The organism is Mumia sp. zg.B21, assembly GCF_019550855.1.
Lineage (GTDB): Bacteria > Actinomycetota > Actinomycetes > Propionibacteriales > Nocardioidaceae > Mumia.
The window spans coordinates 1,077,263-1,093,737 of sequence record NZ_JAHWCJ010000002.1; the positions used below are offsets into that span (position 1 = coordinate 1,077,263).

The 16,475-nt window shown below is 71.7% G+C and carries 12 protein-coding genes; 10 read left to right on the forward strand and 2 right to left on the reverse strand.

The annotated features are described in order from the left end of the window. Positions 1-23: 23 nt before the first annotated feature. Genes KV100_RS14050 through KV100_RS14090 form a run of 9 tightly spaced genes read left to right on the forward strand, consistent with a single transcriptional unit; the run spans position 24 to position 13,103 of the window. A complete protein-coding gene (locus tag KV100_RS14050; protein ID WP_220343642.1) occupies positions 24-2,189 on the forward strand; it encodes a bi-domain-containing oxidoreductase in 2,166 nt (721 codons plus the stop codon). After that, positions 2,186-4,255: an alginate lyase family protein gene (locus tag KV100_RS14055; protein WP_220343643.1), complete on the forward strand. Its 2,070-nt coding sequence runs from the start codon at positions 2,186-2,188 to the stop codon at positions 4,253-4,255. The genes KV100_RS14050 and KV100_RS14055 overlap by 4 nt, the downstream gene beginning before the upstream one ends. Beyond that, positions 4,248-5,816, forward strand: a complete 1,569-nt coding sequence (locus KV100_RS14060; protein WP_220343644.1) for a hypothetical protein — start codon at positions 4,248-4,250, stop codon at positions 5,814-5,816. Before KV100_RS14055 ends, KV100_RS14060 begins: the two co-directional genes overlap by 8 nt. Continuing rightward, the gene (locus KV100_RS14065; RefSeq protein WP_220343645.1) at positions 5,813-7,297 is read left to right on the forward strand and encodes a hypothetical protein; all 1,485 of its coding nucleotides are present in this window, start codon (positions 5,813-5,815) and stop codon (positions 7,295-7,297) included. The genes KV100_RS14060 and KV100_RS14065 overlap by 4 nt, the downstream gene beginning before the upstream one ends. After that, a complete protein-coding gene (locus KV100_RS14070; RefSeq protein WP_220343646.1) occupies positions 7,294-8,505 on the forward strand; it encodes a hypothetical protein in 1,212 nt (403 codons plus the stop codon). Before KV100_RS14065 ends, KV100_RS14070 begins: the two co-directional genes overlap by 4 nt. Then, on the forward strand, positions 8,502-9,704 hold the full coding sequence (locus KV100_RS20210; protein WP_220343647.1) for a glycosyltransferase: 1,203 nt from the start codon (positions 8,502-8,504) through the stop codon (positions 9,702-9,704). The genes KV100_RS14070 and KV100_RS20210 overlap by 4 nt, the downstream gene beginning before the upstream one ends. Positions 9,705-9,706: 2 nt before the next feature. Beyond that, complete coding sequence (locus tag KV100_RS14080; RefSeq protein WP_220343648.1) at positions 9,707-11,023, forward strand: hypothetical protein; 1,317 nt, start codon at positions 9,707-9,709, stop codon at positions 11,021-11,023. Continuing rightward, on the forward strand, positions 11,020-11,925 hold the full coding sequence (locus tag KV100_RS14085; protein WP_220343649.1) for a glycosyltransferase family A protein: 906 nt from the start codon (positions 11,020-11,022) through the stop codon (positions 11,923-11,925). Before KV100_RS14080 ends, KV100_RS14085 begins: the two co-directional genes overlap by 4 nt. After that, positions 11,922-13,103 (forward strand): polysaccharide pyruvyl transferase family protein, encoded by a 1,182-nt coding sequence (locus tag KV100_RS14090; RefSeq protein WP_220343650.1) that lies wholly within the window; start codon positions 11,922-11,924, stop codon positions 13,101-13,103. Before KV100_RS14085 ends, KV100_RS14090 begins: the two co-directional genes overlap by 4 nt. Here KV100_RS14090 and KV100_RS14095 read toward each other — a convergent pair. Continuing rightward, on the reverse strand, positions 13,070-13,756 hold the full coding sequence (locus KV100_RS14095; RefSeq protein WP_220343651.1) for a phosphatase PAP2 family protein: 687 nt from the start codon (positions 13,754-13,756) through the stop codon (positions 13,070-13,072). The genes KV100_RS14090 and KV100_RS14095 overlap by 34 nt on opposite strands. 121 nt (positions 13,757-13,877) lie before the next feature. On the opposite strand from KV100_RS14095, the gene KV100_RS14100 reads away from it, so the two are divergent. Continuing rightward, complete coding sequence (locus KV100_RS14100) at positions 13,878-14,717, forward strand: sugar phosphate nucleotidyltransferase (RefSeq protein WP_220343652.1); 840 nt, start codon at positions 13,878-13,880, stop codon at positions 14,715-14,717. Between the two features lie 2 nt (positions 14,718-14,719). On the opposite strand, the gene KV100_RS14105 is transcribed toward KV100_RS14100, so the two are convergent. Continuing rightward, positions 14,720-16,300 (reverse strand): right-handed parallel beta-helix repeat-containing protein, encoded by a 1,581-nt coding sequence (locus KV100_RS14105; RefSeq protein WP_220343653.1) that lies wholly within the window; start codon positions 16,298-16,300, stop codon positions 14,720-14,722. Between the last annotated feature and the right edge of the window lie 175 nt (positions 16,301-16,475).

The window sequence follows — 16,475 nt, forward strand, 5'->3', positions numbered from 1 at the left end:
ACCAGCGTCCAGGAAGGAACTCCATGCTCCAGGTGGCACAGAACTACAGGTCGGGGGAGCTGACCGTGCTCGACGCACCGGCGCCCGCGTGCCGGCAGGGTGGGGTGCTGGTCCGCAGCCTGTACTCGCTCATCTCCACCGGCACCGAGCTCATGAAGGTGAACGAGGCCCGGCTCTCCCTGCTGGGGAAGGCGAGGGCCCGTCCCGACCAGGTCCGCAAGGTCGTCTCGGCGCTCGCGCAGCAGGGCCCGGTGGCGACGTACCAGAAGGCGATGAACCGCCTCGACAGCTACACCCCGCTGGGCTACTCGTTGTGCGGGGTCGTGACCGAGGTCGGTGCCGGCGTCGACGAGTTCGCTGTCGGTGACCTCGTGGCGGCCGCGGGGAACGAGTTCGCTCTTCACGCCGAGATCAACTGGATCCCGACCAACCTGTGCGTGCCCGTGCCGGCCGGCGTCCTCCCCGAGCACGCGGCGTTCGCGACCGTCGGGGCGATCGCGATGCAGGGGGTCAGGCGCTCGGAGGTCCAGCTCGGCGAGTCCGCCTGCGTGGTGGGGCTCGGGCTGGTCGGGCAGCTCGTGGTCCGGCTGCTCGTCGCCGCCGGTGTCCGTGTGGTCGGCCTGGACACGGTGGAAGCCCGCTGCCGTCTGGCGGAGAAGGCCGGTGCGCTGGTCTGCGCGACTCCGGACGAGGACGGCACCGCGGCGGTAGAACGCGCTCTCCACGAGGTCACCGGAGGGCTCGGGGCAGACCACGTGCTGCTTGCGGCCGGCGGGTCGTCGAACGGACCCGTCGAGGTCGCGGCGCGGCTCGCGCGTGACCGCGCCCGCGTCGTCGACATCGGCAAGACGCGGCTGGACCTTCCGTGGAACGAGTACTACGAGAAGGAGCTCGACGTCGTGTTCTCCCGGTCGTACGGTCCGGGACGCTACGACGACCGCTACGAGCTCGACGGCGTCGACTACCCCGCGGGCTACGTCCGGTGGACCGAGCGTCGGAACCTCGCGTGCTTCGTCGATCTGATCGCGGCCGGTACGGTCGACGTCTCGCCGCTCGTCTCCGGCGTGCACCCCGTCGCGGACGCCGTGTCCGTCTACGACCGGCTCCGTACAGGTGAGCTCCCCGGAGTCGGCTTCCTCTTCCGCTACCCGGGCTCGGACGAGGAATGCGCGCGCCCGCAGGGGGAGACGGCGAGACCTGTCGCCACGCCGCGAACGGCCCGCGGGGCGGGCGACGAGGTCAGGATCGGGTTCGTCGGCGCCGGCGGGTACGCCACCTCGATGCTGCTGCCGCGGTTGGCGCGGCACGAACGCGTCCGCCTCGAGACCGTCGTGACGACCCGGTCGCTGTCGGCGGTCAACGCCCAGCGCAAGTTCGGCTTCACCACCGCCACGACCTGCGTCGACGAGGTGCTCGACGACGAGACGGTCGACGCAGTCTTCGTCGTCACGCGTCACCACTCCCACGCCGACCTGGTCTGTCGCGCGCTCAGGGCGGGGAAGGCGGTCTTCGTCGAGAAGCCGCTCGCGCTCGACGAGGGCCAGCTCGCCTCGGTCGAGCAGACTGTCCTCGAGACCGGCAACGACCGGCTCATGGTCGGGTTCAACCGACGGTTCGCCCCGCTGCTCACGCAGATGCGGGAGCGGTTCGGCGACGTCGGTCCGGTCAGCATGCGGTACCTCGTGAGCGCGGGCTCTCTCGACGGCGGCAGCTGGTACCTCGACCGTGAGCGCGAGGGCTCCAGGTTCATCGGTGAAGGAGGTCACTTCCTCGACACGATGACCGCGTGGGCCGGTGAGTCGATCGTCCACGTGACGGCGACGCAGACCCATGACGGCGGCGACCTTCACGTCGTGCTCGGGTTCGCCGGCGGCTCGGTCGGCGTGCTGTCGTACGTGACCGGAGGCAGCAGCCGCTTCCCGAAGGAGACCTTCGACGTGGCGGGTGCGGGGCGCAGCGCGCGGTTCGACAACTTCACGCGGGCGACGGTCTGGAACGGACGCGCCAAGACCGTACGACGGGCGCTCGCGGGACCGGACAAGGGGCAGCAGGCGCAGGTCGACGCCTTCGTCGACGCCGTGGCGTCCGGTGCGCCGATGCCCATCCCGTGGGCGTCGCTGCAGGCGACGACCCGCGCGACGCTCGCCGCGGAGATCAGCGTCCTGAGCGGTGGGACGGTGCGTCTGTGAGCAGCTCGGTCGCCTGGTACGCGCACCGGCTCCGAGGGATGTCGGCGGGAGAGGTCGCCGGGCGCGTCGGTGACCTGGCCCGACGGGCTCGCTGGGCGTCGAGGCACGTGCGACCCGGTGACCACTGGCCAGACCTGACGGGGGCACGGGCCGGCCGATCCTTTGCGTCACCGCTCGTCCGCGACGGCGTGCCGGTCGCGGGGGTCGCTCGCGACAGTCTGGTCGACGCCGCCCGTGGCGTCCTCGAGGGGCGATGGACGGTCCTGGGCACTCGGTGTCCGACCATCGCGGACCCCGACTGGTTCCTCGACCCCGTGAGTGGGCGCCGGGCGCCGCAGCGCCGGCTCGCTTTCCGCGTCGACCACCGCGACGAGTCCGTCACCGGGAACGTGAAGGTGGTCTGGGAGATCTCGCGTCACCACCACCTCACCGTGCTCGCGGCTGCCTGGTGGCTGACCGGCGAGGACGCGTATGCCGAAGCCGTCGACCGCCAGCTCCGCTCTTGGTGGCGGGAGAACCCGTTCCTGTCCGGAGTGCACTGGACGAGCGGGATCGAGCTCGGCGTGCGGCTGATCAGCTGGGTGTGGATCCGTCGGCTGCTCGCGGACTGGCCAGGAGTCGGCGCTCTCTTCGACGACAACGACGACGCCCTCCGCCAGATCCGCTGGCACCAGGAGTTCCTCGCCGCGTTTCCGAGCCGGGGGTCGTCGGCCAACAACCACGCGGTCGCGGAGGCCGCAGGCTTGTTCACCTCGGCCAGCGCCTTCGCCTGGTTCGACGAGAGCCCGCGCTGGCAGCGCCTGGCCAGGCACCGGCTCCACCGTGCGCTGGTCGAGAACACGTTCGCCTCCGGCATCAACCGCGAGCTGGCGACCGACTACCACCGCTTCGTCGCCGATCTCGGCCTCGTCTCCATCGCGGAGGGCTGCGCCGCGGGCCTTCCCCCAGACGACGAGATCGTGGCTCTGCTCACGCGGATGCTCGACGGCGCGGCGGCGGTGGTCGACGTCGACGGCCGGCCGCCGCGGCAGGGCGATGGTGACGAGGGCCGCGCGCTCGTGGTCGACGGCCCGGGCACGGACCCGTGGGCGATCCTCCAGGCGACCGGTGACGCGATGCTGGGCCGGCAGCCCTGGTGGCCAGAGGTCGTCCCGAGCGTTGCCGGCGCCGCGCTCCCCGCCATCAGCGGGCGCCTGCGCAGCGCGTCCCCGCGGCCACTGGCACGGCCGGCGGCCTTCGACGACGCCGGCGTCACGGTGCTCACGACCGAGCTCGGGGCCGGCCCCGAGATCTGGTGCCGCTGCGACGGGGGACCGCACGGGTTCGGGTCGATCGCCGCCCACGCTCACGCCGACGCGCTCGCCGTCGAGGTGAGGTACGCGGGTGTCGAGGTGCTCGTGGACCCGGGAACGTACTGCTACCACGACCAGCCACAGTGGCGCTCCTACTTCCGTTCGACGCTCGCTCACAACACGGTCGAGGTGGACGGGAGGAGTCAGGCGGTCGAAGCGGGAGCCTTCCTGTGGAGCACGCGGCCGACGACCACGGTGGTGGAGGCCGACCTCGGTGCGACCGTGGCGACCTGGACGGCCGAGCACGACGGCTATCAGAGGCTCGCCGATCCCGTCCGGCATCGCCGGCAGGTCCGACTCGACCACGAGCGCCGCTCCTTGACCATCACGGACCACCTGTCCGCGACCGGTGCGCACACGGTCCGCCTCCCGCTCCACCTCGGGCCTGACGTCGCCGTCACCGTCGAGGGCGGACGCGCATGCCTGCGCTGGGGCGCCGACGACCTCCAGGATGTCGCGTACGTCGACCTGCCGCCGGCGCTCACGTGGACCCTCCACGAGGGAGAGGTCTCACCCCCGCTCGGGTGGTACTCGCCGCGTTTCGGCATCCGGGTCCCTTCCCCGACGCTGGTCGGGGAGGGACGGACGCGCGGGGATTTCACGGCGCGTGTCGTCCTGCGCTTCCCGAAGGGTTCGAGCCAATCTCCTGCGCGTCGGACGCCTGCCGAAATACGCTCGTCGACATCCGCTGGCATCGGGGGGGCCGATGGGTGAGCAGGCGCTGGAGTTGCGTACGGCGTTGTCTGTGCTGCGCCGACGCCGTACTCTGCTGGCCGCGGCGGCGCTCGTGGGAGCAGCAGCCGGCGCCTCCCTGGTGCTCGCCACGCCGTCGCTCTACGTCAGTCAGAGCCAGGTGCTGCTTCCGCCCTCGCAGGACTCCAGCGGACAGGCGGTGCCGCGTGACGTCGCCACGGCGGTGAAGGTCGCCGGCAGCGACGTCGTGCTCGGTGCCGTGGCCTCGGAGTTCACGCCCCGGCCATCGCCGCAGGCCCTGGCCAAGTCGGTGGATATCACCGCACCCACGAGCGACGTGCTGCAGTTCACGGCCCGCGCTCGTGATCCCGAGGACGCCGAGAAGCTGGCGGGAGCGGCTGCCGCCTCCCAGGTCGCGTACTCGATCAACAGGGGAAGCTCGCTCACCGACGCCGAGCGTGCCGGGCTGCGCGAGCGCCAGCAGAGCCTCGAAGGGAACCTCTCGAACGTCAACGGCGAGATCGCCAGGACCAAGAAGCGGCGTGAGTCCGAAGATCCCGCGAGCGCCGCGGCGAGATCGGACGCGACGGCGCTCGCGAGGCTGACTGCCGAGCAGACGAACGTCGCACTGCAGATCGACAACGTCAAGGACCAGATCGCGGCGAGCGCGTCGCCGGTCTCGGCCTCGGTCATCCAGGAGGCGAGCACAGCCCGCCGACCAGGCCTGCCGGCACGCGTTGCCCTCTTCGGCGGTGTGGGGGCGGTCGTGGCACTGCTGGCGACGGCGGCGATCCTCGTGCTCCGCAGGGCTCGTGACCGCCGACTGAGATACCGGGACGAGATCGCCGACGCTGTCGGCAGCCCGGTCCTCGGCTCCGCGCACGTGCCCCGTGCACGCGACGCCGCCGCCTGGACGTCGGTCCTCACCGACTACCAGCCCGAGACGGTCGACGCGTGGGCCCTGCGACAGGTCCTCCGGCAGCTCGGCGACTGGTATCCCCGAGCCGAGCACGGGGCAGGCGACGCGCGGTCGCCGGTGCTGCCCGAATCGGTGCTCGTCGTCACGCTGGCGGGTGACCTTCGCGCGCTCGCGGTTGGACCCCAGCTCGCCGTGTGTGCCACGTCGATGGGCGTCACGGCATCCGTGGTGGCCGCTCAGAGTCATCCCTCGGCCGCGGCGCTGTGGGTGGCGGCCGCCCACAACGACGGCAGAGAGCTGCGGGACGGTCTCGTCGCCGACACCCGGCGCAGCGTGGCGAACCGGGACGTGACCGTCGTGCTGGCGGTGCTCGATCCGGCGGATCCGCGGCTCGATCCTTCGGTACGCGGCGACGCGACCCTCATCGCCGTGTCACCGGGATCAGCGACCGCCGAGGACCTCGCGAGCGCGGCGATGGCTGCCGACGACCTCGGGCATCGTGTCGACGGCGTCGTGGTGGCCGACCCCGACGACCTCGACCGCACGACGGGGCGCCTGCTGCAGCACGAGCGCGCCCGTCAGGCCGCAGTGCCGACGAGGCTCACCGGCGTCTCGACCCCGGGCGACGAGGCATCGGTCCACGACCTGCGGAGCAGGTCGTGACACGCGGGGCTCAGACCCCGCGGTTGCGCTCGGCCGAGGACGAGGCGAGTGCGGGCGAGGCGGTCCTCGTGAGCTTCCACTTCGTGCGCTCGGCCCTGCGTCGCCGGTGGAGGACGTGGGCGTCGCTCGGCGTCGCGGGCTTCATGGTGGGAGTGTGCGCCGTCCTCTTCCTCCCCGCGCCGAGCCCGGCGACGGCCACCCTGCTGCTCGCGCACGACCGGTCGACCGACCCGGCGACCGCCATGGCGACCGACGTCAGCCTGATCCGTACCCGGACGGTGGCCCACGAGGTCATCCGCCGACTCGACCTCTCGCTCAGCCCCGAGGCGTTCCAGGAGTCGTTCGGGGCCGAGCCGACCACGTCGGACATCCTGACCGTGACCGCCTCCGCCGGCGACGACGAGGAGGCTCTCCGTCGGACGCAGGCCCTCATCGACGTCTTCCTCGCCTTCCGCAACGAGCAGGTCCTCTCGCAGTCGAACGCGCTCGTCGCCGGCAACCGGCGTCGGATCGCGGAGCTCGAGCGCCAGGCGGACCGCCTCACGACCCTGTACGGGGGATTGAGCGGAGGCAGCCAGTCCGACCGCGGTGAGGCCGCGGACCTCCTCACGCGGCGTGGGGAGATCAGCGCCGAGATCAACAAGCTCGAGCAGGCCGTCACCGACAGCCAGCTCCAGAGCGAGTCCATCACCGGTGCGAGCCACGTCATCGATCGACCGGCGATCGAGCCGGCCGGCGGGACACGCCAGCTCGTGCTCGCCGGATTCTCGGGCCTGATCGGCGGACTCGCTCTCGGGATGGGTCTGGTGCTCTTCCGCGCCCTGACCTCGGACCGGGTGCGCCGGCGCGAGGAGATCGCGCTGGTGATGGCGGCACCGGTGAAGGTGGGGACGGGTGACGTCCGTGCCTCCCGTTGGGCCCCGTGGCGCCGGCGACCGGCGCGGCAGAACCAGCAGGTGGCCGTCCACGCGATCGGATCTGCTCTCGAGCACTCTGAGTCGTCACCGAGGTGCCTGGTCGTGGCGGCGCTGCAGAACGCCGACGACGCCGCTGTGATCGTCGCCGCGCTCGCGACCGAGCTCGCGACGTCGTCCCACGTGCAGGTCGCCGACCTGGGGGACCGGCCGCGAGTCGCCGGATTCCTGCCCGCCGGCACCGAGGTCGACGTGCTGCGGCCGGCCGGGGTCCCCCGGCTCGCCGCTGCTGTCGCGCCGCAGGCCGACGTCGTCCTCACCCTCGCGGAGCCGACGCCTGCGGGAGGGATCGACGAGCTCGCCACGTGGGGCACGGTCGTCGTTCCGGTGGTCACGGCGGACCGCTCGAGCGCGGAGTACCTCCGCAGCTGCGCGGGGGTCCTGCGGCAGGCCGGGATGGTCGTGGCCTTCGTCGTCGTGATCGGCGGCGACGACGCCGACGAGAGCAACGGCACGAGCGTGGAGCCGGATCGTCGGGTCACCGACACGCGAAGGCGCTCGGGATGAGCGCCACCGCCCCCACCCTCGTCGGACGCCTGTCGAGCACCGATCCTCGGAGGGGCGAGCGCGCGCTCGTCGGTCTGGCGTGGGCGGCTCTCTTCCTCAACGTCCTCACGTTCAGTGCGCGTCCCATCCTGCTGCCCGTCCCGCAGCCGGTCGGCCAGCTCGTGACCCAGGGGGCGCTTCCGCTCGCTCTTGTCCTCGCACTGCTGGCCAACCGGCGCATCGTGGTCCGGCCGCAGCTGTTCCTCGCGCTGCTGTCGCTCCTGGCAGTCGTCGCGCTGATGACGAGCCTGCACAACGAGTTCCTGGCAGGCTCGGTCTTCCGGTCGATTCGCATGCTCGGGGTCTGCCTGGTGCTCTGGGTCCTCACGCCGTGGTGGGGCCGGCGCGACATGCTTCTCCTGCGCTGCCACCGGGCGTGCCTGTGGTTCGTCCTGGTCGTCGTCGGCGTCGGAGCACTCGTGGCCCCGAACATGGCGTTCGCGTTCGAGGGCCGGCTCGCGGGCACGCTGTGGCCGATCCCGCCGACCCAGGCCGCGCACTACGGTGGCGTCCTCTTCGGGACGACCGTCATCTTGTGGATGTGCCGACGCCAGTCGGGACGGGCGGCGCTCCTCGCCCTGGCTGCCAGCGGCGCGGTCCTCGTGGCGACCCACACCCGGACGGCGATCCTCGGGGTGGTGATCGGGTGCGTGCTCGCCACGGCGACACTCTTCCTCGGTCACGTCCGGGTACGGCGGGCATCCGTCTGGGGGGCGGCCGTCCTCGTCGTGGTCTCGGCGGTGTTCGCCTCGCAACTGACCACCTGGGCGATGCGCGGACAGTCGGCCTCGGAGGCGGCCGAGCTGACGGGGCGTACGAAGGTGTGGTCGGCCGTCGTCGAGGCGCCGCGGAGCTCGTTCGAGCTGCTGTTCGGCTCCGGGCTGTCGGACCAGTCGTTCGACGGGCTCCCGATCGACAGCAACTGGGTCGCGACCTATCTCGACCAGGGCTGGTTCGGGGTGGTGGTCCAGGTGCTCGTCCTGCTCGTGCTGCTCCTCGCCGCTGCGACGCGCGAGCGTGGTCCGGAGCGAGCGATCGCCCTGTTCCTGATCGTCTACTGCATCGTCGCGTCGATCACCGAGACGGGGCTGATGGTCCCGTCGGCGTACCTTCTCGACCTTGCGGTCGCGGCCGCGCTCCTGGCCAGACCGGTGAGGGGGCTCGCGTGAAGATCGTGGTCGCCCACGGGAGGTACCGCTCGTCGGCCCCCTCCGGGGAGAACGTCCTGGTGGACCAGGAGACAGAGGCGCTCCGTACCGCTGGTCATCAGGTCGTGAGGTTCGAGCGCGACAGCGACGAGATCACCGGGTGGTCGCTCGCGGACAAGGCGATGCTGCCCGCCCGCAGCGTCTGGAACGGGCAGGCGCGCGCCGACCTCGCTGCTCTGCTCGAGACGGACCGTCCCGACGTGCTGCACCTGCACAACACCTTCCCGCTGCTCAGCCCTTCGGTCCTGGCGGCGACGGCGCAGGCCGGCGTGCCCGTCGTCGCGACGGTGCACAACTACAAGCTGCTGTGTGCGAGCGGAGACTTCTTCCGGGCCGGCGCGGTCTGTCACGACTGCGCGGGCGGCAGTGTCTCCCCAGCACTGGTCCACGGCTGCTACCGCGGTTCGCGTGCGGCCACGGTTCCCGTCACGTCGTCGTTGTTGCTCCACCGCGACCGCTGGCGCCGGCTCGTCTCCGCCTTCGTCTTCATCTCCGCCGCCCAGCGTGACGCGATGCGGGCGCTCGGGCTCCCGCGAGAGCGTGTCTTCGTCAAGCACAACCACGTCCCCGACCCCGGCGTCTCGACGACAGAGCGCCAGCACGCCGTCGTCTACGTCGGTCGTCTCGACCACGCCAAGGGCCTGCCGTTCCTGCTCCGGGCATGGGACGAGCTCCGCCGTCGACGGCCTGGGTCGGGGCTTCGTCTCCACATCGTCGGCGGAGGCCCGCTCGAGGACGAGGTGCGCCGCTGGGCGGAGGGGCACCCGTCGGTCGATGTGAGAGGCACCGTGTCGCGCGCCGAGGCGGTACGGGTGCTCGCGCGGGGACGCGCGGCGGTGGTCCCCTCGCAGTGGGAGGAGACGTTCGGGCTGGTCGCCATCGAGGCTCTGGCCGTGGGAACGGCGCCGTTGGTCTCCGACCACGGGTCCTTCCCTGAGCTGGTCGGGGCCGACGTCGGTGCCCGGTTCGCGCCCGGATCGGTCACCGGGCTCGTCGACCTCTTGGCCGACGTCGACGACCGGCCCGAGGTCTACCTGGCGAAGGGATCGCGAGGGCGACGGCACTACGAGGAGAGCTTCGGTCCCGAGCGGGACGTCGAGGAGCTGCTCGAGATCTATCGCTTCGCGGTGGCCCGGCCCGTGACCCCGGGGAGGCGATGAGCATGGTTCGCAGCGTGCTCGCCCGTGCCGGAGTGCCGGCGCGTGGCCGTCAGGTCGTTCGACGACTGGGGTGGGGCGTCGGTGACCAGGCCGCGTCCTCGCTGAGCAACTTCGCGCTGGGGATCATCGTCGCCCGTTCGTTGGGCCCGGTCGACTTCGGCGGCTTCAGCCTCGCCTACGTGACGTACGCGCTCGTGCTCAACGCCTCGCGCGGGCTGGCGACCGATCCGCTCATCGTCCGGCACAGCGGGACAGGCGATCGCGGCAGGGGCCCTGCGGCCTCGGCCGCAGGGACGGCGATGTCGGTCGGGCTCGTCGCCGGCGTCGTCTGCGTGCTCGCCGGCCTGTCGCTGCCCGAGACGATCGGTCCGGCGTTCGTCGCGCTCGGGGTCGCTCTCCCCGCCCTCATGCTGCAGGACGCCTGGCGCTTCGTGTTCTTCGCTGCCGGTACGCCTGTCAAGGCGTTCCTGAACGACGTGTTCTGGGGCCTGCTGCTGCTCGGTGCCGTCCTGGCGCTGCACGCTTCCGGGCGACTCGACGTGACGACGGCGGTCATCGCGTTCGGCGCCACGGGTGCCGCGGCTGCGGGTCTCGGCCTCCTCCAGAGCGGGACGGCGCCTGCGCTACGAGCCGTCGGCGGGTGGCTACGCACCCACCGGGACCTCGGGGCGCGCTACCTCGTGGAGAACCTCAGCGTCGGCCTCGCGCGCCAGCTCCGGATGATCGCGCTCGGAGCGTTCGCCGGTCTCGCCGCCGTCGGCGAGGTCCGGGCAGCCGAGCTCCTCATGGGCCCCTTCCTCGTGGTCCTGATGGGTCTCAGCCAGGTTGCCGTGCCCGAGGCCACCCACGTCGTCCGCAACCGCCCCGACCGGCTCGGCACCTTCTGTCTGGTGATCGGGGGAGCCCAGGCCGCGGCTGCCGCGCTGTGGGGAGTCGCGGTGCTCGTGCTGCTTCCGTTCGGGCTCGGAGAGCTCCTCCTCGCCGACCTGTGGGGTCCCGCCGGGGCCCTCCTCCCGATCGTCGTCGTCGGCATGGTCGCCGGGGGTCTCGAGATCGGCGCCGCCACGGGCGTGCGTGCGCTCGGCGCTGCCCGGCGCAGTCTCTCTGCTCAGCTCGTCACGTCGGGCTTGTACGTCGTGGGCGGTTCGGTCGGGGCGATCGTCGACGGTGCCCGCGGCTCGTGCCTCGGCGTCGCGGCAGGGACGGCGGTCGCCACTGGCGTGTGGTGGATCCAGCTTCGCCGCGCGATCGACGACCACCTCGCCGGGCGCGGCGCTGCGCCGATCGGTGACCGACTCGAGGAAGGGACCTCGGCATGACGACAGAGTCCGCAGCTGCGGCGCCGACCGTGACCATCGGTCTGCCCGTCTACAACGGCGAGAAGTACCTCAGAGAGTCGCTCGACGCCCTGCTCGCCCAGACCTTCACCGACTTCGAGCTGGTGATCTCCGACAACGCGTCGACCGATGCCACTCCGCTGATCTGCGAGGAGTACGCGGCACGGGACCCGCGGATCCGCTGTCTGCGGCAGGTGACCAACATCGGAGCGGGTCCCAACCACAACATCCTCGTCCCGCAGGCCCGTGGCAGGTACTTCAAGTGGGCGTCCCACGACGACCTCTACGCGCCTGAGCTGATCGAGCGATGCGTCGCGCTGCTCGAGACGAACCCCGAGGCCGTGCTCACCCATGCGTGGGACGCGGTCATCGACGCGGCAGGCGAGACGGTGCACAAGCAGCCGTACGCGCTCGACACGGCGAACCCGGATCCTGCCGCCCGGCTGCACAGCCTGTTGTACGTCCCCGGCGGGAACGACTTCTACGGTGTGATCCGGACCGACGTGCTGCGAGACGTCGGCGAACACGGGAGCTACTACAACGCCGACCGCGTGTTCGTCGCAGGGCTGGCGCTGCGCGGCACCTTCGTGCAGGCACCCCAGGTCCTCTACCTGCGTCGTGACCACGCCGGGCGGGCGACCCGCGCCGGTGACCGCAGGGCGCGGGCGGCCGCGCTCGAGCCGCGCCGTGCCGACCGGCTCCGCCACCCGATGGTGCGGATGTACGCCGAGTACGTCGGCGGCTACCTGGACCAGATCCGTCGCGCCCGCCTGACCAGCGCCGAGCGGCGTCGCTGCCTCGCCGAGGTGGGCGGCTGGTTCGCCAGCTGCCTGTCCCCGTTCCGGGAACGTCGCTCGGTCGAGGACCGGGTCGTGGTCGCGTGAGCCCACCGCGCACCCGGGTGGGGGTCTTCGGCTACTTCGGCATGGGCAACATCGGCAACGAGGGGACCCTGGCGGCGTTCCTCTCAGCGTTGCGCTCCCGGCACCCCGGCGCCGACGTGCACGCGTTCGTGGCCGGCCCCGCCGAGGTCGAACAGGAGCACGGTGTACCTGCCACGCGCCTGATGGCCTACCGGCCCGCCGGCACGCTTCCGCGTGCCGCCGACCTCGTCGTCAAGGCGCTGAGCAGGGTGTGGGACGTTCCCCGCACCTTCCGCGCCATGGGCTCGCTCGACGTGCTCGTCGTGCCCGGGACCGGGGTGCTGGAGACGGCCCTCCTGACCCAGCCGTGGAGCCTGCCGTACTGGATGTTCCTCGCGGTCGCGTGCAGCCGGCTCCGAGGGCGCCGCGTGGCGCTGGTCGCCGTCGGCGCGGAGCCGGCGCGTGATCGGGTCACGCGCACCCTGCACGCCTGGACGGTGCGCCTCGCGCACCACGTGAGCTATCGCGACACGGCCTCGCGGGCGGCCATGGCGGAGTCCGGTGCCCCGCGTGGTGACGCCCTGGTCTACCCCGACCTCGCCTTCGGCCTTCCCGCACCTGCGCCGCGCCCCCGCCGACGTGACCTCGTCGTGCTGGGTGTGATGCGGTACGACGTGGAGGACGATCCCGACGGGGCGGTGGAGCGCTACGCGTCGACCATGACCGACCTCGTGTGCGCGCTGGTGGGGTCCGGCAGAGCAGTGCGGACGATCGTCGGGGACCTCGCCGACCTGCCGCTGGCCCGGGAGATCGTGGCGCGGTCGCAGTCGCGGGCGGGAAGGTCCTGCCCGGTGGAGGCGTGCGATGCCGCGACGATGGGAGCACTGCTCGACGAGGCCGCAGGCGCCGGGGTGGTCGTGGCGTCGCGCTTCCACCACGTGGTCGCCGGCGTGCTGGCCGGGACTCCGGTCGTGTCGCTCGGCTATGCCGAGAAGAACGCCCGTCTCCTCGCGGAGGTGGGGCTGGCAGGCGCGAGCCAGCGCATCGACGACATCGATCTCGGTCGGCTCCTGACCGAGATCGATCGGGCCGCGTCGTCCGGGCCCGCGGTGAGCGACGCGACGGCCGAGGCTCTCGAGCGCTTCCGAAAGGAGCTCGACGACCTCTACGAGGTGCTCTCGACGGTGGTCGGTGACTGATCCGACGCCGGGACGAGAGCGCGTGCGAGGAGGGCGGCCGCGGCGAGGACGACTGTCCCCAGCAGTGCGCCCCCGAGCACGTCGCTCGCCCAGTGCGCTGCCTGCAGGAGCATGGCGGTCCCCATCGCGGCGCCGGCCACGGCGACCACTACCCAGGGCCAGCGGCGGCCGTCGAGCCTGAGGAGCAGCACGAGGGTTCCGGCACAGACGACGAGCGTGGTGACGTGGCCGGACGGAAAGCTCCCACCCAGCCCCGGAGTCTCCCCGTGGGTGTCGGGACGCTGGACGGCGATCTGGAGCACCGTCGTCGCGACGACGGTGAGGGCCGAGGCGCCCAGTGCCAGCAGCGCCGGCCTGATCGACCGGCGGACGATGCTGACGAGGGCACCGGTCAGGACGAGGAGCACGAGGACCGTTCGTGGGTCGAGGCCCTCGACGAGGTGGTCCACCCGCTGCTGAGTCGTTCCCCAGACGTCACCAGGACGGAACGCCTCCCGCGCGGCGTCGTCCCATCCCTGCGTGCCGCCGAGCGCGACGAGGACGGTGAGGACGAGGAGAGTCGCGGCGGAGACGCCGCCGACCAGCAGCCAGACCCTGGTCGTGTGCTCTCGCTGCGACGGCGCACCGGCGGTCGAGCGGGTCGGGAAGTCCATGAAAACTCCTGCGCGCAGGAAGGGCAACGGTCACTATCGCACAAACGACGGGTGTGCGCCGCGGCCGTGTTCGAGCCGTTCAACGGGGGCCTCACCCGTAAGCAAAACCCAGGGGGTCCTGATGAAGGTCGTACTGTTCTGCGGCGGGTTGGGCATGCGGATGCGGGCAGACAACCAGTCGTTGCCCAAGCCGATGATGCTGATAGGGCACCGTCCGGTCCTCTGGCACGTCATGCGTTACTACGCGCACTTCGGGCACACCGAGTTCGTGCTGTGCCTCGGATACGGCGCGGACGCGGTCAAGGACTACTTCCTCAACTACCGCGAGACCGGTTCGAACGACTTCGTCCTCACCAAGGGCGGGCAGCACGTGGAGCTGCTCAGCACCGACATCAGTGACTGGACGATCACGTTCGTCGACACCGGGGTGGACACCGCGATCGGTGAGCGGCTCCGCCGCGTCCGGCCGTACCTCGAGGGTGACGAGATCTTCCTCGCGAACTACGGCGACGTCCTCACCGATGCCCCGATGGACACGCTCGTCGACGACTTCGCCGACGGGGACGCCGTGGGTCAGTTCCTCGCCGTGAAGCCTCAGGACTCCTTCCACGTGGTCGACATCGGCGAGGACGGCAAGGTCTCCGGTCTGGTCCCGGTCGCCGACATGGCGATGTGGATCAACGGAGGCTATTTCGTCCTGCGGCAGGCCATCTTCGACTACCTCCTCGAAGGTGAGGACCTGGTGATGGACGCCTGTGTCCGTGCCGCCCGCGACGGACGGTTCAGGGCCGTCAGGTACGACGGCTTCTGGGCGCCGATGGACACGCTGAAGGAGCGCTCGGCCCTCGAGTCCATGTACCGGACCGGCGTGAGCCCGTGGGCGTTGTGGAAGGACACACCGACCAGCCCCGGCGCTTCGATCTTCGGAGTCGTCGAGGCCGACCCGGCCATCGCGCACTGACGTCAACGGCGGGTGCTGCGCGCGTCCTGGCGGTACGGCTTCGACCGCCATCCCTTCCAGCTCACCGTGTGCCAGAGCTCGTGGGCCATGAACCGCCAGGAGCCGACGTACCGGTTCGCGGTCCAGCGGTTGCGCTGCCGGAACGTCACCTGGTCCTCGACCACGCGTCCCTTGTACGGCGACCAGTCCGGGTAGCTGCCCCAGTTTGAGGCGAGCACCATGAACCCGCACCCCCGCGAGGGCGTGCAGGCCGCCGGCATCTGTGACCGGCGGAAGACGAACAGGTTGTGGTCCACGAGGAGGTTCTGCGTCTTCCAGCGGCAGTCGTCGTAGTACGGCCGCCGGCTGATCGTGGCCGGGTCCGAGCAGGCCTTCACCGTGGCCGTCCTGGGCGCGACGAGGGTGGTGGCGCCGGTGCTCGTGTTGGCCGGTGACCCGGCGAAGCGGTCGGCGTTCTCCCAGGCGACGACGCCCGACCAGTTGTCGACGAAGTGGTTGCGCGAGATACGGAACACCCTGCCGTACAGGCGGCCGGCGCGGCGGTCGCTGCCGGACTCCGACACGTAGATCGCGGCCACGGGGAAGCCGGCCTGCCGACGGCCCGCCCAGATGCCGTTGCGGACGAAGGTGTTGGCGACGATGCGAGCGTTGTAGCTCGTCTCGTAGATGACCGCCTCGCTGCGGTTGCGCGCGAAGTAGTTCCCGACGATCGCGACCCCGGTGTTGTTGGTGTCCGCCCAGATCCCGACGCCGCGGTTGTGGTGCACCCAGTTCTGGGAGAAGACCGCGCCCCGCGTCTCCCACAGCTTCCCGCCTCCGCTGCACCCGCATCCTGGCTCGCGGCGTTCCCAGTCGTCGGTGTTGTTCTGCCCGATCTCGTTGCGGACGATGCGGATCCCGGTGACGCCGGACGGCTCGTAGGCACTGAAACCGTACTGACCGTTGGCGGCCAGGCAGTTGCCGCGCAGGACGTTGTGACTGCCGACGAGGACACCCGCTCCGGCGTTGCCGCGGATGGTGTTGTGCAGGATGCGCCAGCCGTGGCCGGCGTCGTGGTTGACCACGCCCTCGTTCTGGGTCGTCCCGCGACGACCGAACCGCGTGATCGTCAGGTGCGCGACGACGACCCGCCGGGCGTGGCCGGCGAAGGCGTAGAGGTTGCTGTGACGACCGTCGAGGACGGCTCCCGGTGCGCCGATGAAGCGCTGCCCGTTCTTCGGTCGCACCTGTCGGTAGGCGCCTGGCCCGAGCCGGTGGATGCCCGGAGCGAGCCAGAACGTCGTCCCCGCGGGTGCGCGCCGCGCTGCCGCCGCGAGGTTGGTCCGCACCCCGACACGGCGGACGCCGCGTGGCGCTCGGGCCGGCCCGTGGCGACCCGCTCGACCGCACCGCCTGGCCACGGGGCGCCGCGGCGCACGCTCGGACGGGGCAGCGAGCGAGGACTCTTGCCGGGCCGTGCCGGGCGCCGCGGTCGCCGTGCCGGCTGCGTCGGTGAGCGGGACGGCGACGTCGGCCGAGCAGGCTCCGACGACGAGAGCCGCGACGAGGAACGCGGCACTGGCACACCGTCGCCGGTCAGCCATGGACACCTCCTGGGGGTGCGTCCCCGAGTCGGGCGGGTGGGGCCGCCCAGGGCTCGACGCTACACGGCACGGCGGGGGCCAGATGTCCGATTTCATCGCCGCGGGGACGGCGCCTCCGATCACTCCGCGGCCACGCGGTCGTGGGCCGGCCGGGGCGGCTGGACCGTACGACTAC

What these genes read in the sequence shown, in the direction of transcription:
- KV100_RS14100 (WP_220343652.1), top strand. Translation starts at nt 13,878, where the DNA reads ATGAAGGTCGTACTGTTCTGCGGCGGGTTGGGCATGCGGATGCGGGCA.
- KV100_RS14080 (WP_220343648.1), top strand. Translation starts at nt 9,707, where the DNA reads ATGGTTCGCAGCGTGCTCGCCCGTGCCGGAGTGCCGGCGCGTGGCCGT.
- KV100_RS14050 (WP_220343642.1), top strand. Translation starts at nt 24, where the DNA reads ATGCTCCAGGTGGCACAGAACTACAGGTCGGGGGAGCTGACCGTGCTC.
- KV100_RS14105 (WP_220343653.1), bottom strand. Translation starts at nt 16,300, where the DNA reads ATGGCTGACCGGCGACGGTGTGCCAGTGCCGCGTTCCTCGTCGCGGCT.
- KV100_RS14070 (WP_220343646.1), top strand. Translation starts at nt 7,294, where the DNA reads ATGAGCGCCACCGCCCCCACCCTCGTCGGACGCCTGTCGAGCACCGAT.
- KV100_RS14095 (WP_220343651.1), bottom strand. Translation starts at nt 13,756, where the DNA reads ATGGACTTCCCGACCCGCTCGACCGCCGGTGCGCCGTCGCAGCGAGAG.
- KV100_RS14060 (WP_220343644.1), top strand. Translation starts at nt 4,248, where the DNA reads ATGGGTGAGCAGGCGCTGGAGTTGCGTACGGCGTTGTCTGTGCTGCGC.
- KV100_RS14085 (WP_220343649.1), top strand. Translation starts at nt 11,020, where the DNA reads ATGACGACAGAGTCCGCAGCTGCGGCGCCGACCGTGACCATCGGTCTG.